This window comes from Bradyrhizobium sp. 195 (assembly GCF_023101665.1).
Taxonomy (GTDB): domain Bacteria; phylum Pseudomonadota; class Alphaproteobacteria; order Rhizobiales; family Xanthobacteraceae; genus Bradyrhizobium.
This window is the reverse complement of record NZ_CP082161.1, coordinates 5,553,104-5,571,945: the sequence shown is the minus strand read 5'-3', so window position 1 is coordinate 5,571,945 and position 18,842 is coordinate 5,553,104. Positions and strand designations below refer to the sequence as shown.

Sequence of the window (18,842 nt, the reverse complement as noted above, 5' to 3'; positions counted from 1 at the left end):
CCTGCAAAGGAGGTTGGCATGGACTTGCGGAGTGGGGGCGTTTCCGAGGACTTCCGGAAACAGATGCTGGGTTACGGGCTGACGACGGCACAAATTCTCTATCGGATGCCGGATCATCCCTCGCTGCTACAGACCTACGTCTGGCAGAACTACGACATGTTTCCGAAATTCCCGGCGCTGAAGGATTTCCTGGCGTTCTGGCAGGAGAAGCTCGACGGCCCCCTTCATTCGGTCACCGTCGCGCATTCCAAGCTGATCAAGCCGGCCGAGCTGCGCGCCGTGGATGGCGTGTTCCGGCTGCATTGAGGCGGACACCGGTCTCGTAGGGCGGGCAAAGGCGCGCGCTTGCGAGCCGTGCCCACCATATCTCTCCGCGATTGCATGGGCATGGTGGGCACGCTCCGCTTTGCCCACCCTACGATATCTGCGTTGGAACTGCGCAGGATGGACTAGCATCGGCTGCGCGTGTCGCTGTCCGCCCGCGAACACGCAATCATGCGCCGCCGTTGCAATAGCGCTTCCACATTGCGCGATAGGCCTCGTCCACCGCCCGCGCATAGGGGACAGGGTTGCCGGCGGCTGCGGAGTCGATCTGTCCAGGCAGGTCGCGGCGCAAGCGATCGAGTTCACCGATCTCAACTGCATGGCAGACAGCGATTTCGATATATCCCTCATTGCTATCCGTAACCCAGTGCGGCAGGCCAAGCGCCGTGAGGATGGAGCCGGCAGCACGGCTGGGCAGGCTGTTGCCGAGTTTCGCCACCACCGGCACGCCCATCTGCAAGGCCTCCCAGGTGCTGACGCCGCCGTTCTGCGGGAACGGGTCGAGGCAGATATCGACGCGATTGAACGATGCCAGATGTTCGCCCCGCAAGGTGGCTCCGAGCAGATCGATACGTTCGGCCGGCAATCCGCAAGCCGCAAACCGCGCCAGCAGATTGTCGCGGACCAGCTGGTCGTCCAGCGCAACATCCTTGATCAGCAGGCGCGAACCCGGCACTCGCTCGAGAATCCTGGACCAGACTTCCGCTGCCTCGTCCGAAATCTTGCTGATGCGGTTGAAGACGCCGAATGTGACGAAGCGGTTCGAGATCGCCGGGGTCGGCGCCTGCTCGATCCCGGCCGGCAGTGGCGTCAGCGTTACAAAGCACGGCAGGTCGACAACAGTTTCCGCAAACAGATCCCGGACCGCGAAAGGAATCGCGACGGGGTCCGAGAACAGATAGTCGATCGTCGGCAGTCCGGTGCCAGTGCCGTGGCCCCAGCCATGGACCTGGATCGGCGCCGGCTTGCGTGCAAACACGCTGAGCCGGTTTCCTCTGGTATGGCCGGACAGATCGATCAGGATATCGACGCCATCGGCGCGGATCTCGGCGGCGAGACGCTCGTCGGTCCATTGCGAGGCGTCGCGCCAGCGGTCGGCAATCCCTTGAAATTCGCTGGTCGTCGTGTCCACTTTTGACGAACAAGAGTAGCAAACGATCTCGAACTGTGCCCGGTCGTGATGTTGCAGGACCGGCTTGAAAATGAACGCAGCCGAATGCGCGTTGAAGTCCGACGAGACATAGCCAAGCACGAGGCGGCGATCCGGATCGCGGCTGTTGTCATGCGGTCCGGCCGCCTCCGAGGCGATCTTCGCGCCGACACGCTCCCACCATACCTGCCGCGCCTGCTGGTGCCGTTCGACGGTGGCGTCCCCCACAAAATCGAGCGTGAATATCTTGTTGGAGATCGCGCTCTGGAGGTCAGGCTGGATGTCGAGGGCTCTGTCAAAGCTGGCCAGGGCTTCGTCGACCCGGCCAAGCCCGGCGAGGCAAAGGCCCAGCACCAGGTGAGCTTGAATGGAATCGGGAGCGATCGCGAGGGCCTGCTCGCAATCGTGCGATGCCTGGGCAATTTGCTGGATCTGGAGCAGGACACTGGCCCGCGCGAGCCACCCGTTCGCCTCGTCGGGTGCCAGCCCGACGGCCCGATTGCCATCTCCCAGGGCTTCATCGAATCGCTGAAGTTCCCGCAATGCAACCGCGCGGTTCGCCAGCGCTGCGGCGTAGTCAGGCTTGATCGATAGCGCGCGGTCGAGGCTTGCGAGCGCCCCGTCATAATTGCGCAGACGGCTGAGCGCCCAACCCCGGCCGTTATGGGCTTCAGCAAGGTTTGCGTCGAGTGCGAGCGCCTTGTCGTAGTTGTGGAGTGCCTCCTCGTGAAGGTCGAGGGCCACGCTCGCGTTACCGAGATTGGAGAGGGTTACGGCGTGGTTGGGCCGCAAGGCGAGGGCCTTGCGATAGCTCGCGCAGGCCTCGCCGTGACGCCGTAGTCCGTTGAGCGCGACGCCGAGGCTCATATGAGCATCGGCCGACCGCGGATCGACGGCAACCGCCCGGCTCAGCAGAATTTCCGCCTGCTGATAGTTCTTGGTGTCGGCCTCCAACACGCCAAGCATATGCAGCGCGATGAATTGGTTGGGGGCGAGCTGCAGGAGTTGGCGATAGGCGGCCTGGGCCTCCGGCAAAAGCCCCATCTTGTGCAACTGGAGTGCATGCCCGAGCAATGGCAGCACTTCGGCTTTCTGTCGTTTCTGAAGCCGGGCATTTTGAAATGCACGCTGACCTACGCTGCTTCCCATGAATCAATTCCCCAGGATCTCCCGGCGAGATTAATTCAGCGTGGGAACGAATACGAGACGACGTCGGCTCGCCACGACAGCTTGGGACAAGCTACGATTGGATCTTCGACTGACCAGCCCGCAATTGCTGCCTCGTCCAAGACTGGATAATCTGCCTTCGGGTCGTACCCGTCCGGCGGGCGCGGCTCAGATCAGGGAGGCAGACAATGGCCAAGCAAAAGGCATCAAGACCCGCAACGAAGAGTGCGGTGAAGAAGCGCAGCGGAGCAAAGGCGGCGGCGCGATCGTCGGCGCGCAAAGCGGTGAAGGCGAAGGCCCGCATTGTGACTCCGAAAAAGCCCGCGCGCCCTAGACAACGCATCGCGATCAGCCATCACCGCGAGGAAGACTTCAAGGCCGACGGCCTGCGCGCCTACGCCAAGTATCGTGACCTCGGCATTGCCGCAGCGTCCCATGGTCTCGCGCAAGCGCATGTGATCCGCCTGCAAGGCCCCTGCAATCCGGCCGAGGTCTCGAAGCTGCACTTTCACGACGTCGAATTCCAGATGGTCTACGTGCTCAAGGGCTGGGTGAAGACCTACATGGACGGGCAGGGCGAGACGCTCATGAAAGAAGGCAGCGCCTGGACCCAGCCGCCGAAGATCAAGCACATGATCCTGGACTATTCCGACGACGTCGAGCTGCTGGAGGTGATCCTGCCGGCGGAGTTCCGGACGGTGGAGTTGAAGGCGTAGGCCACACTCTCTCTCCTCGTCATTGCGAGGAGCTCTTGCGACGAAGCAATCCAGACTATTTCCGCGGACACATTTCTGGATTGCTTCGCTGCGCTCGCAATGACGATTTTCTAGTAGCCCGGATGAGCGCAGCGACATCCGGGACACCGTCAGCAACGAGCTAGAAAGTCCCGGATTGCGCTTCGCTCCATCCGGGCTACGGACTCGTTGCTAGCTCAACACCCCCACCACCGCCCCCATCAAGCACGTCGTCAGCGTCCCCGACACGATCGACTTCAGTCCGAGCGCGTTGATCTCCTCGCGCCGCTCGGGCGCCATCACTCCCAGGCCGCCGATCATGATGCCGAGGCTGGCGAAATTGGCGAAGCCGCACATCGCATAGAGCATGATCAGGCGCGAGCGCGGATCGAGCGCGTCGCCCGGCAGCTTTGAGAACTCGACATAGGCGATCAATTCGTTGAGTACGGTCTTGGTACCCATCAGGCTGCCGGCGGTCACGGCCTGATCCCACGGCAGTCCCATCAGCCAGCACACCGGCGCCATCACGAGCCCAAGCAGGCGCTGCAACGAGATCGCGGCGCCGCCGATGTGTGGCAACAGGCCGAGGATGGCGTTGACGAGATAGACCAGCGCCACCAGCACCAGCAGCATTGCGACGATGTTGATCAGCAGCTCAATCCCTGCGCTGGTGCCCTTCACGATCGCATCCATCGTGCCGGAGACCTCCATCTCGGGGTCTTCCAACGTGCCGCCGGTGCGCTTGTCGGAGGTTTCAGGCACCATGATCAGGCTGATGAGGATCGCGGCCGGCGCGCCCAGCACGGAGGCGATGACGAAATGCGCGGCGGCATCAGGGATGAGGGGAGCAAGGAACGTCGCATAGAGCACCAGCACCGTGCCTGCGATGCCTGCCATGCCGCCGGTCATCACCAGGAACAGCTCGCTGCGGGTCATCTGTTTCAGATAGGGCCGCACGAACAGCGGTGCCTCGACCATGCCGAGAAAGATGTTGGCTGCGGTCGACAGGCCCACCGCGCCGCCGACGCCCAGCGTCCGCTCCAGCAGCCGGGCCATGCCTCGCACGATCGGCGGCAGCACGCGCCAATAGAACAGCAGCGTCGTCAGCACGCTCATGACCAGCACGATCGGCAGCGCCTGGAACGCCAGGATGAAATCGGCGCCCGGCACCTTCAAATCGAACGGCAGGGTGCCGCCGCAGATATAGCCGAACACGAAGGCGGACCCGGCGCGCGAGGCCGCCGAGATCGCGCCGACCGCCTCGTTGATGGCACCGAAGGCGCGCGCGACGATCGGCAGCTTCAGGAGCGCGATCGCGGTGACGAAAGTGGCGAGGAGGCCGATCGCCGCCTGTCGCAGCGACACGGCGCGCCGATTCTCTGCGAGCGCGAAGGCGATCAACAGCAATGCGAAAATGCCGAGTGCCGATTGCAAGCGCAGCATGATGTCCCCGAACCCTCAATGATTATGGCCGCGCCTGCGCTGCAAAGGCAATGCCGGAAGGTCCCCCCAGCCGCCTGCTGTTGACAAGAGGGTCCCAGTCAGTCACGCGAGGCACGTCCATAGGAGCGACGTTTCAGGGGTCACGCAAGAGGCGATGTCAGAGCAGCCAATAGCAGCGAATCCGCCGGTAACTGCCCGCGAGCTCCTCACCCACCGCGCCTTCCTGTTCTTCCTGCTCTCGCGCAGCCTGTCGCGCTTTTCCAGCCAGATCGCGGCGGTCGCGATCGGCTGGCAGATCTACGATCTCACCGGCTCGGCCTTCGACCTCGGCATGGTCGGCCTAGTCCAGTTCCTGCCCACCGCGCTCCTGGTGTTCGTCGCCGGCCACGCCGCCGACCGCTTCGAGCGCAAGCGCGTGGTCCAGCTCTGTCAGCTCGTGGAAGCCGCAACCGCGCTCTATCTCGCTGCGATCACCTATCTCGGTGCGGTCAGCGAGGTGCAGATCTTCATCGCGACCTTCGTGCTCGGCATTGCCGGCGCGTTCGAAAGCCCGACTACGGCGGCGCTGCTGCCGTTGATCGCGCCGCAGGGCTCGCTCCAGCGCGCCACCGCCGTCTCTAGCGGCGCGGCGCAGGTCGCGACCATCACCGGGCCGGCGCTCGGCGGCTTCGCCTATGCGGTCGCCCCGCATCTTGCCTATGCCATGATGGTCCTGTTCTGGATCTTCGGGATGGTCCTGACCGGCTTTATCCGGCCGCGCCCGCAGGCCATCGCGAAGGAGGGGACGAACTCGGACAATATCTTCGCCGGCGTCCGCTTCATCCGCCGTAATCCCGCAATCCTCGGCACCATCTCGCTCGATCTGTTCGCGGTGCTGTTCGGCGGCGTCACGGCACTGTTGCCGATCTATGCCCGCGACATCCTCCAGACCGGGCCGGTCGGGCTCGGCGTGCTGCGTGCGGCGCCCGCGGTAGGCGCGCTCCTGATGACCATGGTCCTGGCGCGCCACGCCATCTCCACGCATGTGGGCCTGCGCATGTTCCAGGCCGTGATCGTGTTCGGCCTCGCCACGATCGTGTTCGCGTTGTCGTCCTGGATGTGGCTGTCGGTGCTCGCGCTCGCGATTCTCGGAGCCGCCGATACGATCAGCGTCGTGATCCGCTTCTCACTGGTGCAGCTCGCAACGCCCGACGAGATGCGCGGCCGGGTCGGCGCGGTCAACTTCCTCTTCATCAACGCCTCGAACCAGCTCGGGCAGTTCGAGAGCGGGGTGGCAGCCGCGCTGCTCGGTGCCATGCCGGCCGCCGTATTCGGCGGCGTTGCCACCGTCGCAGTGGCGCTCTTGTGGATGAAGCTGTTTCCCAGCCTGCGGAAGGTGGAAAGCTTAGAGTAGGGGAAGTTCTCTCCACGTCATTGCAAGGAGCCCTTGCGACGAAGCAATCCAGAATCCCTCTGCGGAAAGATCCTGGATTGCTTCGCTGCGCTCGCAATGACGATCGTTGGAGAAGCGTGCTTCAGCCCCGTCCGACGAACGGCATCTTGGTCGCCATCACCGTCATCGTCAGCACGTTGGCGTCGAGTGGCAGGCCGGCCATGTAGGCGACGGCATCGCCGACCGCTTTGGCGTCCATGCGGGGTTCCTGCTTCGACGTGCCGTCGGGCTGCAGCACGCCGGGGCCGTTGACCATACGATCGGTCATCGGGGTCGCGGCATTGCCGATGTCGACCTGGCCGACGGCGATATCGTACATGCGGCCGTCGAGGTTGCTGGCCTTGGTCAGGCCCGTGATGGCGTGCTTGGTCGAGGTGTAGGCCGCCGAGAACGGCCGCGGCGCATGCGCCGAGATCGAACCGTTGTTGATGATGCGGCCGCCGCGCGGGCTCTGGTCCTTCATGATGCGGAAGGCGTGCTGGGTGCACAGGAACGGGCCGGTGAGGTTGGTGTTCACCACCGCCTGCCACTGCTCGAGAGTGAGATCTTCGAAATTCACCGGAGGCGCGCCCATGCCGGCATTGTTGAACAGCACGTCGAGCCGGCCGTAGGTCGCCTTCACCTTGTCGAACAGCGCGGCGATCGAATCCGGCTTGGTCATGTCGGCGGTGACGCACAGGCTCTTGCCCGCGGGACCGAGCTTTGCGGTCTCCTCGAGCATGTCGAGCCGGCGCCCGACCAGCACCACGGTGAAGCCGGTGTTCATCAATGCCAGCGACGCCGCGCGCCCGACGCCGGTGCCGGCGCCGGTCACCACTGCGATTTTCTTTGCTTCACTCATCATTTCCTGCCTTTTCTTGCTGTCAGGTTTTCGGTTCTTTTTCGTTCTTGTAGGGCGGCCGCGGAATGTTCTGATGCGCGGCGCGCAGGGCCGCAGACCAGCGTGAGCGCAGATCGTGGAAATAGGGCTCGCCCGCTTCGATGCGGTGGTTGAGATCGGCCTCGCAGGCGTCCGCGCGTACCACCAGCACGTCGATCGGCAGGCCGACGCCGAGATTCGAGCGCATGGTCGAGTCCATCGAGATCAGACCGGTCTTCAGCGCCTCGTAGAGCTCAACGTCGTAATGCATGGCGCGGTCGAGCACAGGCTTGCCGTATTTGTGCTCGCCGATCTGCAAATAGGGCGTGTCGGTGGTGCACTCGATGAAGTTGCCGGCGGTGTAGATCATGAACAGTCGCATCCGGGAGCCCTTGATCTGGCCGCCGAACAGAAAGGAGACGTCGAAGGACACGTCCTCTGATCTCAGCGCCGGCCCTTCGGTTGCGTGCACCGCCCGGATTGCCCGGCCGATGCGCTGGGCGGCCTGGAACATGGTCGGCGCGTTCATCAGCGTCTCGAGCTCGCCCGTGTTGGGGTCTTCCAGGCCTTCGGTCAGCGTCGACAATACCGACTGGCTGATGGCGAGGTTGCCAGCGCTGGCGATCGCCATGATGCGCTCGCCGGGCTTTGAGAAGATGTGAAGCTTGCGGAAGGTCGAGACGTTGTCGAGGCCGGCATTGGTGCGGGTATCGGCGATCATCACCAGACCGTCCCGAACCAGGATTCCACAACAATAGGTCATTTCCAGTCCCCGAACGCGTTTGCGCGGAATTACTAGCCAATTTCAAGGGCCGCTCCAACCCCCGATTCCCGGGGGCGAGCCGTCATCCCGGGACGCAACTGGCAGCTTCAGTCGGCGGCATCGACCAGAAACGCCTCATCAACCGGCACGCCGAGCGCTGTGACCAGACGATTGGTCTCCGCGGCCATGCCGACGATGGCGAGCAGCTCGCCATATTCGGCCTCGCTCATGCCCTTGGCTCGTGCGGCGACGGTGTGCGAATGGATGCAGTAGCTGCAGCCATGCGCGATCGAGACCGCGACATAGAGCATTTCCTTGACCTTGGGATCGAGCGCGCCTGGAGCCATCACCTCCTTGATGCTCTCCCAGGTTCGCCGCAGCGTCTTCGGATCATGCGCCAGCGCGCGCCAGAAATTGTTGACGAAATCCGATTTCCGCACTTTGCGGATGTCGTCAAAGACGGCGCGCGCTTCAGTGGAGAGTTCATCGTCCGAAAGCAGCTTTACGGTTGCCATGGGGTACCTCGCGGGGACAGTCTGGTCCCGCGAGTGTAGCACGGCCTCTGCATTTGGACGGTTGCGCCTAGCTTTGCCACTGTGACTGCGATTGCGACTGCCCGCCGCGGCCGGCCTGCTCGACCTTGACCGCCACAGTCAATGTCTCCGCGCCGCCGCCATAGCGGGTGCCGCGCACGGGAGCAGCGCCGAGATAGTCGAGCCCGATCGCGACGCGGACATGAGCGTCGGTGGCGCAGATGCTGTTGGCGGGGTCGAAGCCGATCCAGCCGAGATCGGGCACGTAGGCCTCCGCCCAGGCGTGCCCGGCGTCCTGATGCAGCATACCGTCCGAGCGCAGGAAATGGCCGGAGACGAAGCGTGCCGGCACGCCGCCAGCGCGGGCGCAGGCAATGAAGATGTGCGCGTAGTCCTGGCAGACCCCGCGCTTGAGCGTGAACGCCTCCGCCGCCGAGGTGTCGCTGTGGGTGGGGTCCTCGTCGAAGGTCATGTGATCGGCAATCTGGCTCATCAGCGTATGCAGGAAGCCGAGCGTGTCGCTCTCGGCCTCGCTGCGCAACTGGCGCGCAACCGCCATCATCGCTGGATTGACGGTGGTGAGGTCGGTGGAGCGAAGAAACATGCCGGCCGGAAAGCGCTCGTCCGTGCCGCGCAGCACGCCGCCGGTGTCGTGGGTCTCGATCAGTCCTTCGGCGATGATCTTGATGTCGCCGACCGGTCCGCAGGACAGCACGTGGGTGACGTTGCCGAAGGCGTCCTCATGCGTGTCGAGCTTGGTGTCCGTGGAGACGTCGATCTGCCATTCCGCCACATATTGCCCGTCATGGCTGCCGGGTGTCATGCGCAGGATCTGGATCACGCTCGTGGCCGGCGGCTCGTAGCGATAGGTCGTGGTGTGCAGGATTCGCAGGCGCATGGTGGACCGTTGTTTTTGCGTCGTCATTCCGGGGCGATGCGCCAGCATCGAACCCGCAATCTCGAGATTCCGGGTTCGCCCTTCAGGCGCCCCGGAATGACAGCGTCTATCAGATCAAATACTGCTTCGTGATGATTTCGCCCAGCCTGGAATTGTCCGTGATGAATTCCTGAATGAATTCATGCACGCCATGCTGGAAAATGTCGTTCATATTGCTGTGTTCCAGCCGGTTGCGGATGCCGCGGGCGTGGCGCTGGGCGGGGCCCTGGCGGCCATAGGCGACGCCGATCTGGTCGAGGTTGCGCACGAGATTACCGTAGCAGCTGGCCAGCGAGCGCGGCAGCGTGTCGTTGAGGATGAGCAGGTCCGCGATCAGCCAGGGCTTCAGTGTCTCGCGATAGACCCAGTGATAGGCCGTCAGCGCCGAGACCGAGCGCAGGATCGAGCTCCACTGATAGAAGTCTAGGGGACCACCGACATGCTCCTCCTCGGGCAGCAGCACGTGGTACTTCACGTCGAGAATGCGCGCGGTGTTGTCGGCGCGCTCCAGATGCACGCCCATCCGCGAGAACCAGTAGGCGTCGTTGCGCAGCATGGTCCGGTAGGCCGAGCCGTCGAAGCGCAGCGAGGTCTCCTGCACGAAGCGGAGGAATTTGGCGAGGTCCTCGCGCGTCGAGGTGCCTTTGCTCCAGACCGCCTGAAGCTCGATCCAGGCCGAGTTGATGGTGTCCCACATCTCGCTGGTCAGCGCGGTGCGCACCGAGCGCGAGTTCAGCCGCGCCGCCTCGATGCAGTTCCTGATCGAGGACGGATTGTCCACGGAGAACGAGAGGTAGTCGACCACGTTGTGCTCGTTGGCTTCCTCGTAGGTCTGATAGAAGCTGGCGGCGACGCCGGCGGTGAGCAGCGCCGAGTCCCATTCGTTGGTTTTGCCGACATAGGCGGCGGGAAGCGCGGTGACGCGCAAGGTCGCATCGATGGTGCGCGCGAGATATTCGGCCCGTTCGACGTAGCGGGCGAGCCAGTAGAGGTTTTCGGCGGTACGCGACAGCATCTGTCTACTCGTCCAGGATCCAGGTGTCTTTGGTGCCGCCGCCCTGGCTCGAATTGACCACCAGGGAGCCTTCCTTCAGCGCGACGCGGGTCAGCCCGCCCGGCACGATGGTGGTGCCCTTGCTGCCGGTGAGCACGAAGGGCCGCAGGTCGACATGGCGAGGCGCAAGGCCCGACGCCGTGCAGGTCGGGCAGGTCGAAAGCGCCAGCGTCGGCTGCGCGATGAAACCTTCCGGCTCGCGCTTGAGCTTCTCGCGGAACGCTTCGATCGTCGCTTTGGTCGCGGCAGGTCCGATCAGCATGCCGTAGCCGCCGGAGCCGTGCACCTCCTTGACGACGAGCTCGCCGAGATTGTCCAGCACATAGGCGAGATCCTTCGGCTCGCGGCAGCGCCAGGTCGGCACGTTCTTCAGGATCGGCTCCTCGCCGAGATAGAATTTCACGATGTCGGGCATGTAGGAGTAGATCGCCTTGTCGTCGGCAATCCCGGTGCCGACGGCGTTGGCGAGCGTGATGTTGCCGGCCGCATAGGCCGACATCAGCCCGGGCACGCCGAGCACGGAATCGGGACGGAAGGTGAGGGGATCGATGAAGTCGTCGTCGACACGGCGATAGATGACGTCGACCCGCTTCAGCCCTTCCGTCGTCCGCATGAACACTTCGTTGTTCTTGACGATGAGATCGCGGCCCTCGACCAGCTCGATACCGAGCTTGTCGGCGAGGAAGGAGTGCTCGTAATAGGCCGAGTTGTAGACGCCAGGCGTGAGGAGGGCGACGGTCGGCTCGCCCGAGGCGCTTAACGGCGCGACCGAGCGGAGTGCCGAGAGCAGCTCGTCCGGATAGCGCTCGACTGGCGCCACCCTGTGGCGGGCGAACAGATCCGGAAACAACCGCATCATGATCTCGCGGTTTTCCAGCATGTAGGAGACGCCGGACGGCGTCCGCGCATTGTCCTCCAGCACGATGAAGTCGTTGGCATCGACCCGGACGATGTCGATGCCGGCGATGTGCACATAGACGTCGTGCGGCACCTGCTGGCCGTTCATCTCGGGCCGGAAGACGGGGTTCTGGAAGATCAGATCGTCGGGTACGATCTCGGCGCGCAGGATGTCGCGGCCGTGATAGATGTCGCGCAGGAACATGTTGAGCGCGCGCACGCGCTGCTTCAGGCCCTTCTCCAACAGGGCCCATTCCTTGCCCGACATGATCCGCGGGATCACGTCGAAGGGGATCAGGCGTTCGGTGGACTCGGCCTCGCCATAAACAGCGAAGGTGATGCCGATGCGGCGGAACAGGAGCTCGGCCTCCTGGCGGCGATATTCGAGCGCCTCGGGAGGCGTCTCCTTGAGCCAGCGTGCCAGCTCCTCATAGGCAGGGCGAAGCTCCCCGCCGGGAATATTCATTTCATCAAACGCGACTGCCATAGATCCCGACTTGTCTCCGCAAGGCGTTGCGCCATTGGACAGGCCGCCAGGCCTTCGTGAAGACCGCAACGTCCTGTGGCCATGCGGCAAGAGTGCATGACTCTGAGGTGGTAGCAAGGGCCGGGCCAGCGCGATATGCATGGACTGACAGCATTTGGCGGGAATGGCCGCGAACATGCCTGAAAAAATGGCTGAGGACTGCTTATTTCGGCAGCAAAACCGCGTGACTTCAACGCGTTACCTCGGCAAAGTCGGCGCCACAGGTGAGGGACTTAAGTTATGAGCGAGATCGTCACGGCGGGCATTCTGGTCATTGGGGACGAAATCCTGTCCGGCCGGACCAAGGACAAGAATATCGGCTTCATCGCCGAATACCTGACCAATATCGGCATCGACCTGAAGGAGGTCCGGGTCGTCTCCGATGAGGAGGCCGACATCATCGCGGCCTTGGATGCACTGCGGCATCGCTACACCTACGTCTTCACCACCGGCGGAATCGGGCCGACCCATGACGACATCACTGCAGACAGCGTGGCCAAGGCGTTCGGCGTCGGCATCGACCACCACCCGGAGGTCGTGGCCCGTTTCCGCGAGCGCTGGAGCGAGCAGGACCTCAACGAGGCCCGCCTGCGCATGGCCCGCATCCCCGACGGCGCCGAGCTGATCCAGAGCGCGACCATCCTCGCTCCCGGCTTCAAGATCGGCAATGTCATCGTGATGGCGGGCGTGCCCTCGATCATGCAGGCGATGATGGACATCGTCTCGCCCAAGCTGAAGTCGGGTGTGCGCATGCTGTCCGAATCGGTTCGCGCCAATGCGCGGGAGGGCGACATCGGCAGCCCCTTGCGGGCAATCGCCGCCGCCCATCCCGACACCATCATCGGCAGCTATCCCTTCATGGACGAAGAGCAGAAGCCCAATACCAATCTCGTGGTGCGTTCGCGCGATGCGGACAAGCTCACATCCGCGATGGCGGCGGTGAAGGAAATGCTGGCGGGATTGAACATCACCCGCTAGCAGAGAAAACTGCCCGCAGACCAATGGCAGGAGACGACGATGGCTGGTGAAGCACCGGAACTGAGCGCACAGGAGCGGGCGGGCAGGGCCTTTCCGGTCTCCTGGGACCAATTCCACCGGGATTGCCGGGCGTTGACCTGGCGGCTCAACGAGGTTGGTCCGTTCCACGCGGTGATCGCGATCACCCGCGGTGGCCTCGTGCCGGCGGCGATCGTGGCGCGCGAGCTCGGCGTGCGCGTGATCGATACGGTCTGCATCGCCAGCTACGACCACAACAAGCAGGGCGAGCTCCAGGTCCTCAAGGGCATTTCGGAAGCGGCGATGAAGCTCGGCGGCGGCACCGGCAAGGGGCTGTTGATTGTCGACGACCTCGTCGACACCGGCAAGACCGGCAAGCTGGTGCGCGAGATGCTGCCCGATGCGCACTTCGCCACGGTCTACGCCAAGCCGATGGGCCGTCCGCTGGTCGATACCTTCATCACGGAAGTCTCGCAGGACACCTGGATCTTCTTCCCCTGGGACACCGCGCTGTCCTATCACCCGCCGCTGCGAGATGGCGCGGCGTGACTGCCGCCGTCAGTGCGAGCGAAGCGAAGCAATCCAGAGCTGAATCCGAGAAGCAGTCTGGATTGCTTCGTCGCTTCGCTCCTCGCAATGACGGGGAAAGACCACCATGCCCCTGCAAAACCGGGTCACGCCCACAGGCGATATCATCGCCACCCCGCACCACGGCCTGTTCACCGGCAATCGCGGCATCATCCATGATCCCGCGACGAAGACACTGCTGAGGAAGCGCTGGTCGTCGACGGCCTGGCTCACCTGCACTTGTGAATTCCGGGGCCGCCGCCGCGAGGTGATGGCACAGCGAAGCTGGACCGAGCTGTTCTTCCTGGACGAGGCCACTGCACTCGCCGCCGGCCATCGCCCCTGCTTCTATTGCCGCCGCGACGATGCCAATCGCTTCCGGGCCGCGTGGGAGAAGGGCAATCGCGTCCACGACGTCCGCATGCACGACATCGACACGGTGCTGCATCATGAGCGGCTCGATCATGGCAGGAAACGGCTGCACGCGCTGCTGGTGCCGCTCGAACAGCTCCCCGCCGGTGCGATGGTTCAGCAGGGCGAGGAGAGCTTTCTGGTGACGCAAGGCAGGGCGCTGCAGTGGTCGCCGGCGGGCTATGGCGCGGTCGAGCGCCAGCTTGGCGAGGTGGCGTTGCTGACGCCACCCTCGACGCTACGCACGCTCAATGCCGGCTACCAGCCCGTGCTGCATCCGACGGCGTCAGGCTAGAGCAAGTCCAACGCCGTCGTCGTGATCACCCCAGTTTCTCGCGCGCTAGCGCAGCGCCAGCGCCGAGCGCCATCAGCTTGGCTTCGGCGATCTCGCGCCGCATCGGAGCCATGCCGCAATTGGTGGTGGCGATGATGTTGCTCTTCGGCACGAATTTCGACACCGCGTCGATCACCTGCACGACGTCCTCGGCCGTCTCCACCGTGTCGCTGGCGACGTCGATCACGCCGGCCTGCACGATCTTGTTCTTCAAGAGCGCGAGCAGGTCGAGCGGCACTTTCGAATTGCGGCATTCGATCGCGACCTGCTGGATCGGGCTGGCGTCGATCGCCGGAAAGATCTGCTCGTACTGCCGCCACTGGCTGCCGAGCGTCTCCTTCCAGTCGGTGTTGGCCTTGATGCCGTAGCCGTAGCAGATGTGCACGGCCGTGGCGCAGGTCAGGCCCTGCGCGGCGCGCTCCAGCGCCTTGATGCCCCAATCGTTGACCTCGTCCATGTAGACGTTGAAGGCGGGCTCGTCGAACTGCACGAGATCGACGCCGTCGGCTTGCAATGCCTTGGCCTCCTCGTTGAGCAGCTCGGCGAAGGCAAACGCCATCTTGACGCGATCGCCATAGTAGCAATCGGCAATGGTGTCGATGATGGTCATCGGACCGGGCAGCGTGAACTTCAGCTTCCTCTTCGTATGCGTGCGCGCCGCGCGCGCCTCAAAGGCATGCACGCGCTCCTTCAGCCGGAGCGGCGCGACCACCTGCGGCACCATCGCCTTGTAGCGATCCTTGCGGATGCCCATCTCGACCTTGTGGGCGAAATCGATGCCGTCGATCTTCTCCAGGAAACCGTGGACGAAATGCTGACGGGCCTGCTCGCCCTCGGTGACGATGTCGATGCCGGCGTCCTCCTGGATCTTCAACCAGATCAGCGTCGCATCGCGTTTGGCGCGGAGGAGTTCGTCGCCTTGCGACTTCCAGGGCGCCCAGAGCATGTTGGGCTCGGCGAGCCATTCCGGCTTCGGCAGGGAGCCGGCGATCGTGGTTGGAAACAGCATGGCGGCCCTCCCGGCAGGTTGTGTTGCGCCTCTTCCTGCCATGTCCTAACGTCAAGGTACAGAACAACGAAAGTCGCGCTCTATTCCAGCGGCGATGACAGGGAAGGCCCACAGGAAGGGCCAAGGGAAAGGTCATGATCGACCTCTATTACGCGCCGACGCCGAACGGCTGGAAAATCTCGATCATGCTGGAGGAACTCGGGCTTCCCTACACCGTGAAGCCCATCAACATCCGCACCGGCGAGCAGTTCGGTCCCGAGTTTCTGGCGATCTCCCCGAACAACCGCATCCCCGCCATCGTCGATCACGCACCCGCAGACGGCGGCGCACCTTTCTCGGCCTTCGAGACCGGCGCAATTCTGGTTTATCTCGCGGAGAAGACCGGCCGCTTCCTGCCGACCGACTTGCGCGGCCGCTCCACCACCATCCAGTGGGTGATGTGGCAGATGGCCGGCCTTGGACCGATGCTCGGCCAGCACGGCCATTTCGCGCTCTATGCGGCGGAGAAGATTCCCTATGCGGTCCAGCGCTACCGCGACGAGGCGGCCCGGTTGTACGGGGTGCTCGACCGGCAGTTGGGGAACACCGGTGCCTATGTCGCGGGCGATTATTCCATCGCCGACATCGCCTGCTTCCCCTGGACCATGACCCACAAGGCGCAGGGCTTTACGCTCGACGACTATCCGAACGTCAAGCGCTGGTATGCCGAAGTCCGCGCCAGGCCGCAGGTGCAGGCGGGGCTTGCGATCGGAAAATTCGTGAAAGAGCCGTTCGACGAGGAATCACGCAAGATCATGTTTGGCCAGCGTGCGAAGGAAGTGTTGGGAAGGAAGTAACGGCTACTGCTCTCACCTCGTCATTGCGAGGAGCTTTTGCGACGAAGCAATGCAGACTGTTTCCGCGGAAAGATTCTGGATTGCTTCGCTTCGCTCGCAATGACGGAAGATAGAGCTTACCGATACAAGAAAAAGGAAACGCCATGATCGAATTCTTCTTCGACTGCTCCAGCCCCTGGACCTATCTCGCCTTCCACAACATCCAGCCGCTCGCCAGAAAACTGGGCGCCGAGATCGTCTGGCGACCGATCCTGGTCGGCGGCATCTTCAATACGGTCAACCCGAGCGTCTACGCGCAGCGCGAGACGCCGGTGCCGCTGAAGGCGCGCTATATGAAGAAGGACCTTCAGGACTGGGCGCGCTCGGCAGGCCTTGCGATCAAGATGCCGCCGACGGTGTTTCCGGTGAACAGCGTGAAGGTGATGCGCGGCTGTATCTGGCTGGGTAAAGACGTGGTGCCGTTTGCAACGGCCGTGTTCGAGGCCTATTGGAGCGCCGACAAGGACATCTCGCAGGACGCGGTGCTTGCCGACATCTGCAAGCAGGTCGGCATCGACGCACCAAAATTCTTCGCCGGTATCGCGGAGCAGGGGATCAAGGATCAGCTCAAGGCCAACACCGAGGAGGTCGTCGCCCGCGGCGGCTTCGGCTCGCCGACGATTTTCGTTGGCAAGACCGATATGTACTTCGGCAATGATCGCCTGCCGCTGATCCGCGAGGCGCTGTTGCGCAGCAAGGCGAGCGCGGCCTGATGGTGCGCGCTGTCGTCTGCCGCACGCTCGGCTCGCCCGAAACGCTGCGACTGGAGGAATCTCCGCCGCGCGCACTGAAGCCGGGAGAGGTGCGCGTCGCGATCCGCGCCGCGGGGCTGAACTTTCCCGACGTGCTGATGGCCGCCGGCGAATATCAGCTCAAGCCGGAACTCCCGTTCACACCGGGTATGGAAGCCGCTGGTGACGTGACCGAGGTGGGCGCGGAGGCGAACGGTGTTGCCGTCGGCGACAAGGTCATCGTCAAGATGCGCCACGGCGCCTTCACCGAGGAAGCCGTTGTCACGCCGTCGCAACTCACCCCCAAGCCGTCGACATTCGACTACGCCGAGGCTGCGACCTATCTCGCGGGCCACGGCACCGCCTATCATGCGTTGATCGACCGCGGCCGAATTGCGCCCGGCGAGGTGCTGCTGGTGCATGGCGCCGGCGGCGGCGTCGGCCTTGCTGCCGTTGAGATCGGCAAGATGCTGGGTGCGATCGTGATCGCGACTGCTTCCAGCGACGAGAAGCTCGCTATCGCCCAGGCCCGCGGCGCCGATCATCTCGTCCGCTACGACCGCGAGCCGTTTCGCGATGCCGTCAAGCGCATCACTGATGGTCGCGGCGCCGACGTCGTGTTCGATCCCGTCGGCGGCCAGGTCTTTGAGGATTCGATGCGCTGCATCGCCTGGGGCGCGCGGCTGCTGGTGATCGGCTTCACCGGCGGCATCGGCTCGGCGAAAACCAATCTCCTGCTGATCAAGGGCGCCAGCGTTCTCGGCGTGCGGGCGGGTGAAGCGGTGCGGAAGAATCCGGCGCTCGGCGAGGTGCGTCTGAAGGCGCTGCTGCAATGGGCGGAGGAGGGCAAGCTGCGCCCCAATGTCTCGCACCGCCTGCCGCTGGCGGACTATGCAAAAGCGATGCGGCTGTTGATCGACCGCAAGGCGATCGGGCGCGTGGCGCTGGTGATGGAGTGACGGTGTCGTAATGACGGTGCCGTAGGGTGGGCAAAGGCGCTCTTGCGCCGTGCCCACCATATCTCTCGATCGCGAAAAGTGCGTGGGCACGCTTCGCTTTGCCCACCCTACGAGAGGATCACTTGTATTCCCGCTCAGTCCACCACGGGAAGTAGTCGGGCATATCGGTGGACACCTTGTTCTTGAACTGCGCCGGACGCTTCTCCAGGAACGACACCACGCCTTCCTTGACGTCGTCGGAGCGGCCCCGGGCGTAGATGCCGCGGCTGTCGACCTTATGGGCTTCCATGGGATCGTCGGCGCCCATCATGCGCCACATCATCTGGCGGATCAGCGCCACGGACACCGGCGCGGTCTTGGCAGCGAACTCCTTGGCGAGCGTGCGGGCGGTCGGCAGCAGATCGTCCGGCGCGACGACCTTGCTGACGAGACGTCCCGCAAGCGCCTCCTGCGCCGGGAAGACGCGGCCCGAATAGCACCATTCCAGCGCCTGCGAGATGCCGACGATGCGCGGCAGGAACCAGCTGGAGGCGGCCTCCGGCACGATGCCGCGCTGGGAGAACACGAAGCCGAACCGCGCGGCATCCGACGCAATGCGGATGTCCATCGCAAGCTGCATGGTGACGCCGATGCCGACGGCCGGGCCGTTCACGGCGCCGATCACGGGCTTGAGGCATTTGAAGATGCGCAGGGTCACCTGGCCGCCGCCATCGCGCACCTGCGGATCGCTGTAGTCGACCTTGCCGTCGGCGAACCGCTTCACGGGACCACGGCGCGCGTCGCGATCGAACGTGTCGGCGCCGGAGGAGAGGTCGGCGCCCGCGCAAAAACCACGGCCGGCGCCGGTGACGATGATGGCGCGGACATTGTCGTCCTTGTCGGCCGCGTCGAATGCGTCGATCAGCTCGGCCTGCATCTGGGCGTTGAAGGCGTTGAGCTTGTCGGGCCGGTTCAGCGTGATGGTGAGGATCTGCTCGGCGATCTCGTATTTGATCGTCTCATACGCCATGGTGGTTTCCTTCCCTGTCTTGAATTCGGTCTCGCTGAGACGAGATGCATGGTCGCCACCGTCCGTCTTGCGCGGACTGGGCACGTAGCGGCCTGTAGAGGAACGTAGATGGCCGGGACAAGCCCGGCCATG

General features: G+C 63.9%; 19 protein-coding genes. 9 read left to right on the top strand and 10 right to left on the bottom strand.

The window, feature by feature from the left end:
• Positions 1 to 18: 18 nt before the first annotated feature.
• Positions 19 to 306, top strand: coding sequence for an usg protein (locus IVB26_RS26060; protein ID WP_247968012.1), 288 nt, complete (start codon positions 19 to 21; stop codon positions 304 to 306).
• A gap of 187 nt (positions 307 to 493) precedes the next feature.
• Here IVB26_RS26060 and IVB26_RS26055 read toward each other — a convergent pair whose 3' ends face one another.
• Positions 494 to 2,623 carry an O-linked N-acetylglucosamine transferase, SPINDLY family protein gene (locus tag IVB26_RS26055; protein WP_247968011.1) on the bottom strand — a complete coding sequence of 710 codons (2,130 nt, stop codon included), beginning with the start codon at positions 2,621 to 2,623 and terminating at the stop codon, positions 494 to 496.
• 206 nt (positions 2,624 to 2,829) lie between these two features.
• On the opposite strand from IVB26_RS26055, the gene IVB26_RS26050 reads away from it, so the two are divergent.
• Entirely contained in the window at positions 2,830 to 3,357 is a 528-nt protein-coding gene (locus tag IVB26_RS26050; protein WP_247968010.1) for a cupin domain-containing protein, read from the top strand.
• A gap of 210 nt (positions 3,358 to 3,567) precedes the next feature.
• Here the strand turns inward: IVB26_RS26050 and IVB26_RS26045 are convergent, their stop codons facing one another.
• Positions 3,568 to 4,818: a NupC/NupG family nucleoside CNT transporter gene (locus tag IVB26_RS26045; protein ID WP_247968009.1), complete on the bottom strand. Its 1,251-nt coding sequence runs from the start codon at positions 4,816 to 4,818 to the stop codon at positions 3,568 to 3,570.
• Between the two features lie 154 nt (positions 4,819 to 4,972).
• Between IVB26_RS26045 and IVB26_RS26040 the strand changes: the two genes are divergently transcribed.
• Complete coding sequence (locus IVB26_RS26040) at positions 4,973 to 6,211, top strand: MFS transporter (protein ID WP_247968008.1); 1,239 nt, start codon at positions 4,973 to 4,975, stop codon at positions 6,209 to 6,211.
• A gap of 121 nt (positions 6,212 to 6,332) precedes the next feature.
• Here the strand turns inward: IVB26_RS26040 and IVB26_RS26035 are convergent, their stop codons facing one another.
• The 6 genes from IVB26_RS26035 to IVB26_RS26010 all read right to left on the bottom strand — a co-directional run bounded on the left by IVB26_RS26035 (position 6,333) and on the right by IVB26_RS26010 (position 11,780).
• Positions 6,333 to 7,091: an SDR family oxidoreductase gene (locus IVB26_RS26035; RefSeq protein ID WP_246928378.1), complete on the bottom strand. Its 759-nt coding sequence runs from the start codon at positions 7,089 to 7,091 to the stop codon at positions 6,333 to 6,335.
• Between the two features lie 22 nt (positions 7,092 to 7,113).
• Complete coding sequence (locus IVB26_RS26030; RefSeq protein ID WP_194403044.1) at positions 7,114 to 7,872, bottom strand: proteasome-type protease; 759 nt, start codon at positions 7,870 to 7,872, stop codon at positions 7,114 to 7,116.
• A 107-nt stretch (positions 7,873 to 7,979) separates the two neighbouring features.
• A complete protein-coding gene (locus IVB26_RS26025) occupies positions 7,980 to 8,387 on the bottom strand; it encodes a carboxymuconolactone decarboxylase family protein (protein WP_247968007.1) in 408 nt (135 codons plus the stop codon).
• A 67-nt stretch (positions 8,388 to 8,454) separates the two neighbouring features.
• Positions 8,455 to 9,303 carry a transglutaminase family protein gene (locus IVB26_RS26020; RefSeq protein WP_247968006.1) on the bottom strand — a complete coding sequence of 283 codons (849 nt, stop codon included), beginning with the start codon at positions 9,301 to 9,303 and terminating at the stop codon, positions 8,455 to 8,457.
• Between the two features lie 109 nt (positions 9,304 to 9,412).
• Positions 9,413 to 10,357: an alpha-E domain-containing protein gene (locus IVB26_RS26015; RefSeq protein ID WP_018322069.1), complete on the bottom strand. Its 945-nt coding sequence runs from the start codon at positions 10,355 to 10,357 to the stop codon at positions 9,413 to 9,415.
• Positions 10,358 to 10,361: 4 nt separating this feature from the next.
• Positions 10,362 to 11,780: a circularly permuted type 2 ATP-grasp protein gene (locus tag IVB26_RS26010; RefSeq protein ID WP_247968005.1), complete on the bottom strand. Its 1,419-nt coding sequence runs from the start codon at positions 11,778 to 11,780 to the stop codon at positions 10,362 to 10,364.
• Between the two features lie 279 nt (positions 11,781 to 12,059).
• Here IVB26_RS26010 and IVB26_RS26005 point away from each other — a divergent pair, with 279 nt between their 5' ends.
• The 3 genes from IVB26_RS26005 (at position 12,060) to IVB26_RS25995 (ending at position 14,088) form a co-directional block, all read left to right on the top strand.
• Positions 12,060 to 12,797 carry a competence/damage-inducible protein A gene (locus tag IVB26_RS26005; protein WP_247968004.1) on the top strand — a complete coding sequence of 246 codons (738 nt, stop codon included), beginning with the start codon at positions 12,060 to 12,062 and terminating at the stop codon, positions 12,795 to 12,797.
• A gap of 39 nt (positions 12,798 to 12,836) precedes the next feature.
• Entirely contained in the window at positions 12,837 to 13,364 is a 528-nt protein-coding gene (gene gpt / locus IVB26_RS26000) for a xanthine phosphoribosyltransferase (RefSeq protein ID WP_212081434.1), read from the top strand.
• Between the two features lie 106 nt (positions 13,365 to 13,470).
• Positions 13,471 to 14,088 (top strand): hypothetical protein, encoded by a 618-nt coding sequence (locus tag IVB26_RS25995; protein WP_247968003.1) that lies wholly within the window; start codon positions 13,471 to 13,473, stop codon positions 14,086 to 14,088.
• A gap of 25 nt (positions 14,089 to 14,113) precedes the next feature.
• Here the strand turns inward: IVB26_RS25995 and IVB26_RS25990 are convergent, their stop codons facing one another.
• Complete coding sequence (locus tag IVB26_RS25990) at positions 14,114 to 15,136, bottom strand: methionine synthase (protein ID WP_247968002.1); 1,023 nt, start codon at positions 15,134 to 15,136, stop codon at positions 14,114 to 14,116.
• A 134-nt stretch (positions 15,137 to 15,270) separates the two neighbouring features.
• Between IVB26_RS25990 and IVB26_RS25985 the strand changes: the two genes are divergently transcribed.
• From IVB26_RS25985 to IVB26_RS25975, 3 genes are all read left to right on the top strand, one after another.
• On the top strand, positions 15,271 to 15,972 hold the full coding sequence (locus tag IVB26_RS25985; protein ID WP_247968001.1) for a glutathione S-transferase N-terminal domain-containing protein: 702 nt from the start codon (positions 15,271 to 15,273) through the stop codon (positions 15,970 to 15,972).
• A 143-nt stretch (positions 15,973 to 16,115) separates the two neighbouring features.
• The gene (locus IVB26_RS25980; protein WP_247968000.1) at positions 16,116 to 16,724 is read left to right on the top strand and encodes a 2-hydroxychromene-2-carboxylate isomerase; all 609 of its coding nucleotides are present in this window, start codon (positions 16,116 to 16,118) and stop codon (positions 16,722 to 16,724) included.
• The gene (locus IVB26_RS25975; protein ID WP_247967999.1) at positions 16,724 to 17,701 is read left to right on the top strand and encodes an NADPH:quinone oxidoreductase family protein; all 978 of its coding nucleotides are present in this window, start codon (positions 16,724 to 16,726) and stop codon (positions 17,699 to 17,701) included. Before IVB26_RS25980 ends, IVB26_RS25975 begins: the two co-directional genes overlap by 1 nt.
• Positions 17,702 to 17,819: 118 nt before the next feature.
• Here IVB26_RS25975 and IVB26_RS25970 read toward each other — a convergent pair whose 3' ends face one another.
• Positions 17,820 to 18,710 carry a crotonase/enoyl-CoA hydratase family protein gene (locus IVB26_RS25970; RefSeq protein ID WP_247967998.1) on the bottom strand — a complete coding sequence of 297 codons (891 nt, stop codon included), beginning with the start codon at positions 18,708 to 18,710 and terminating at the stop codon, positions 17,820 to 17,822.
• Between the last annotated feature and the right edge of the window lie 132 nt (positions 18,711 to 18,842).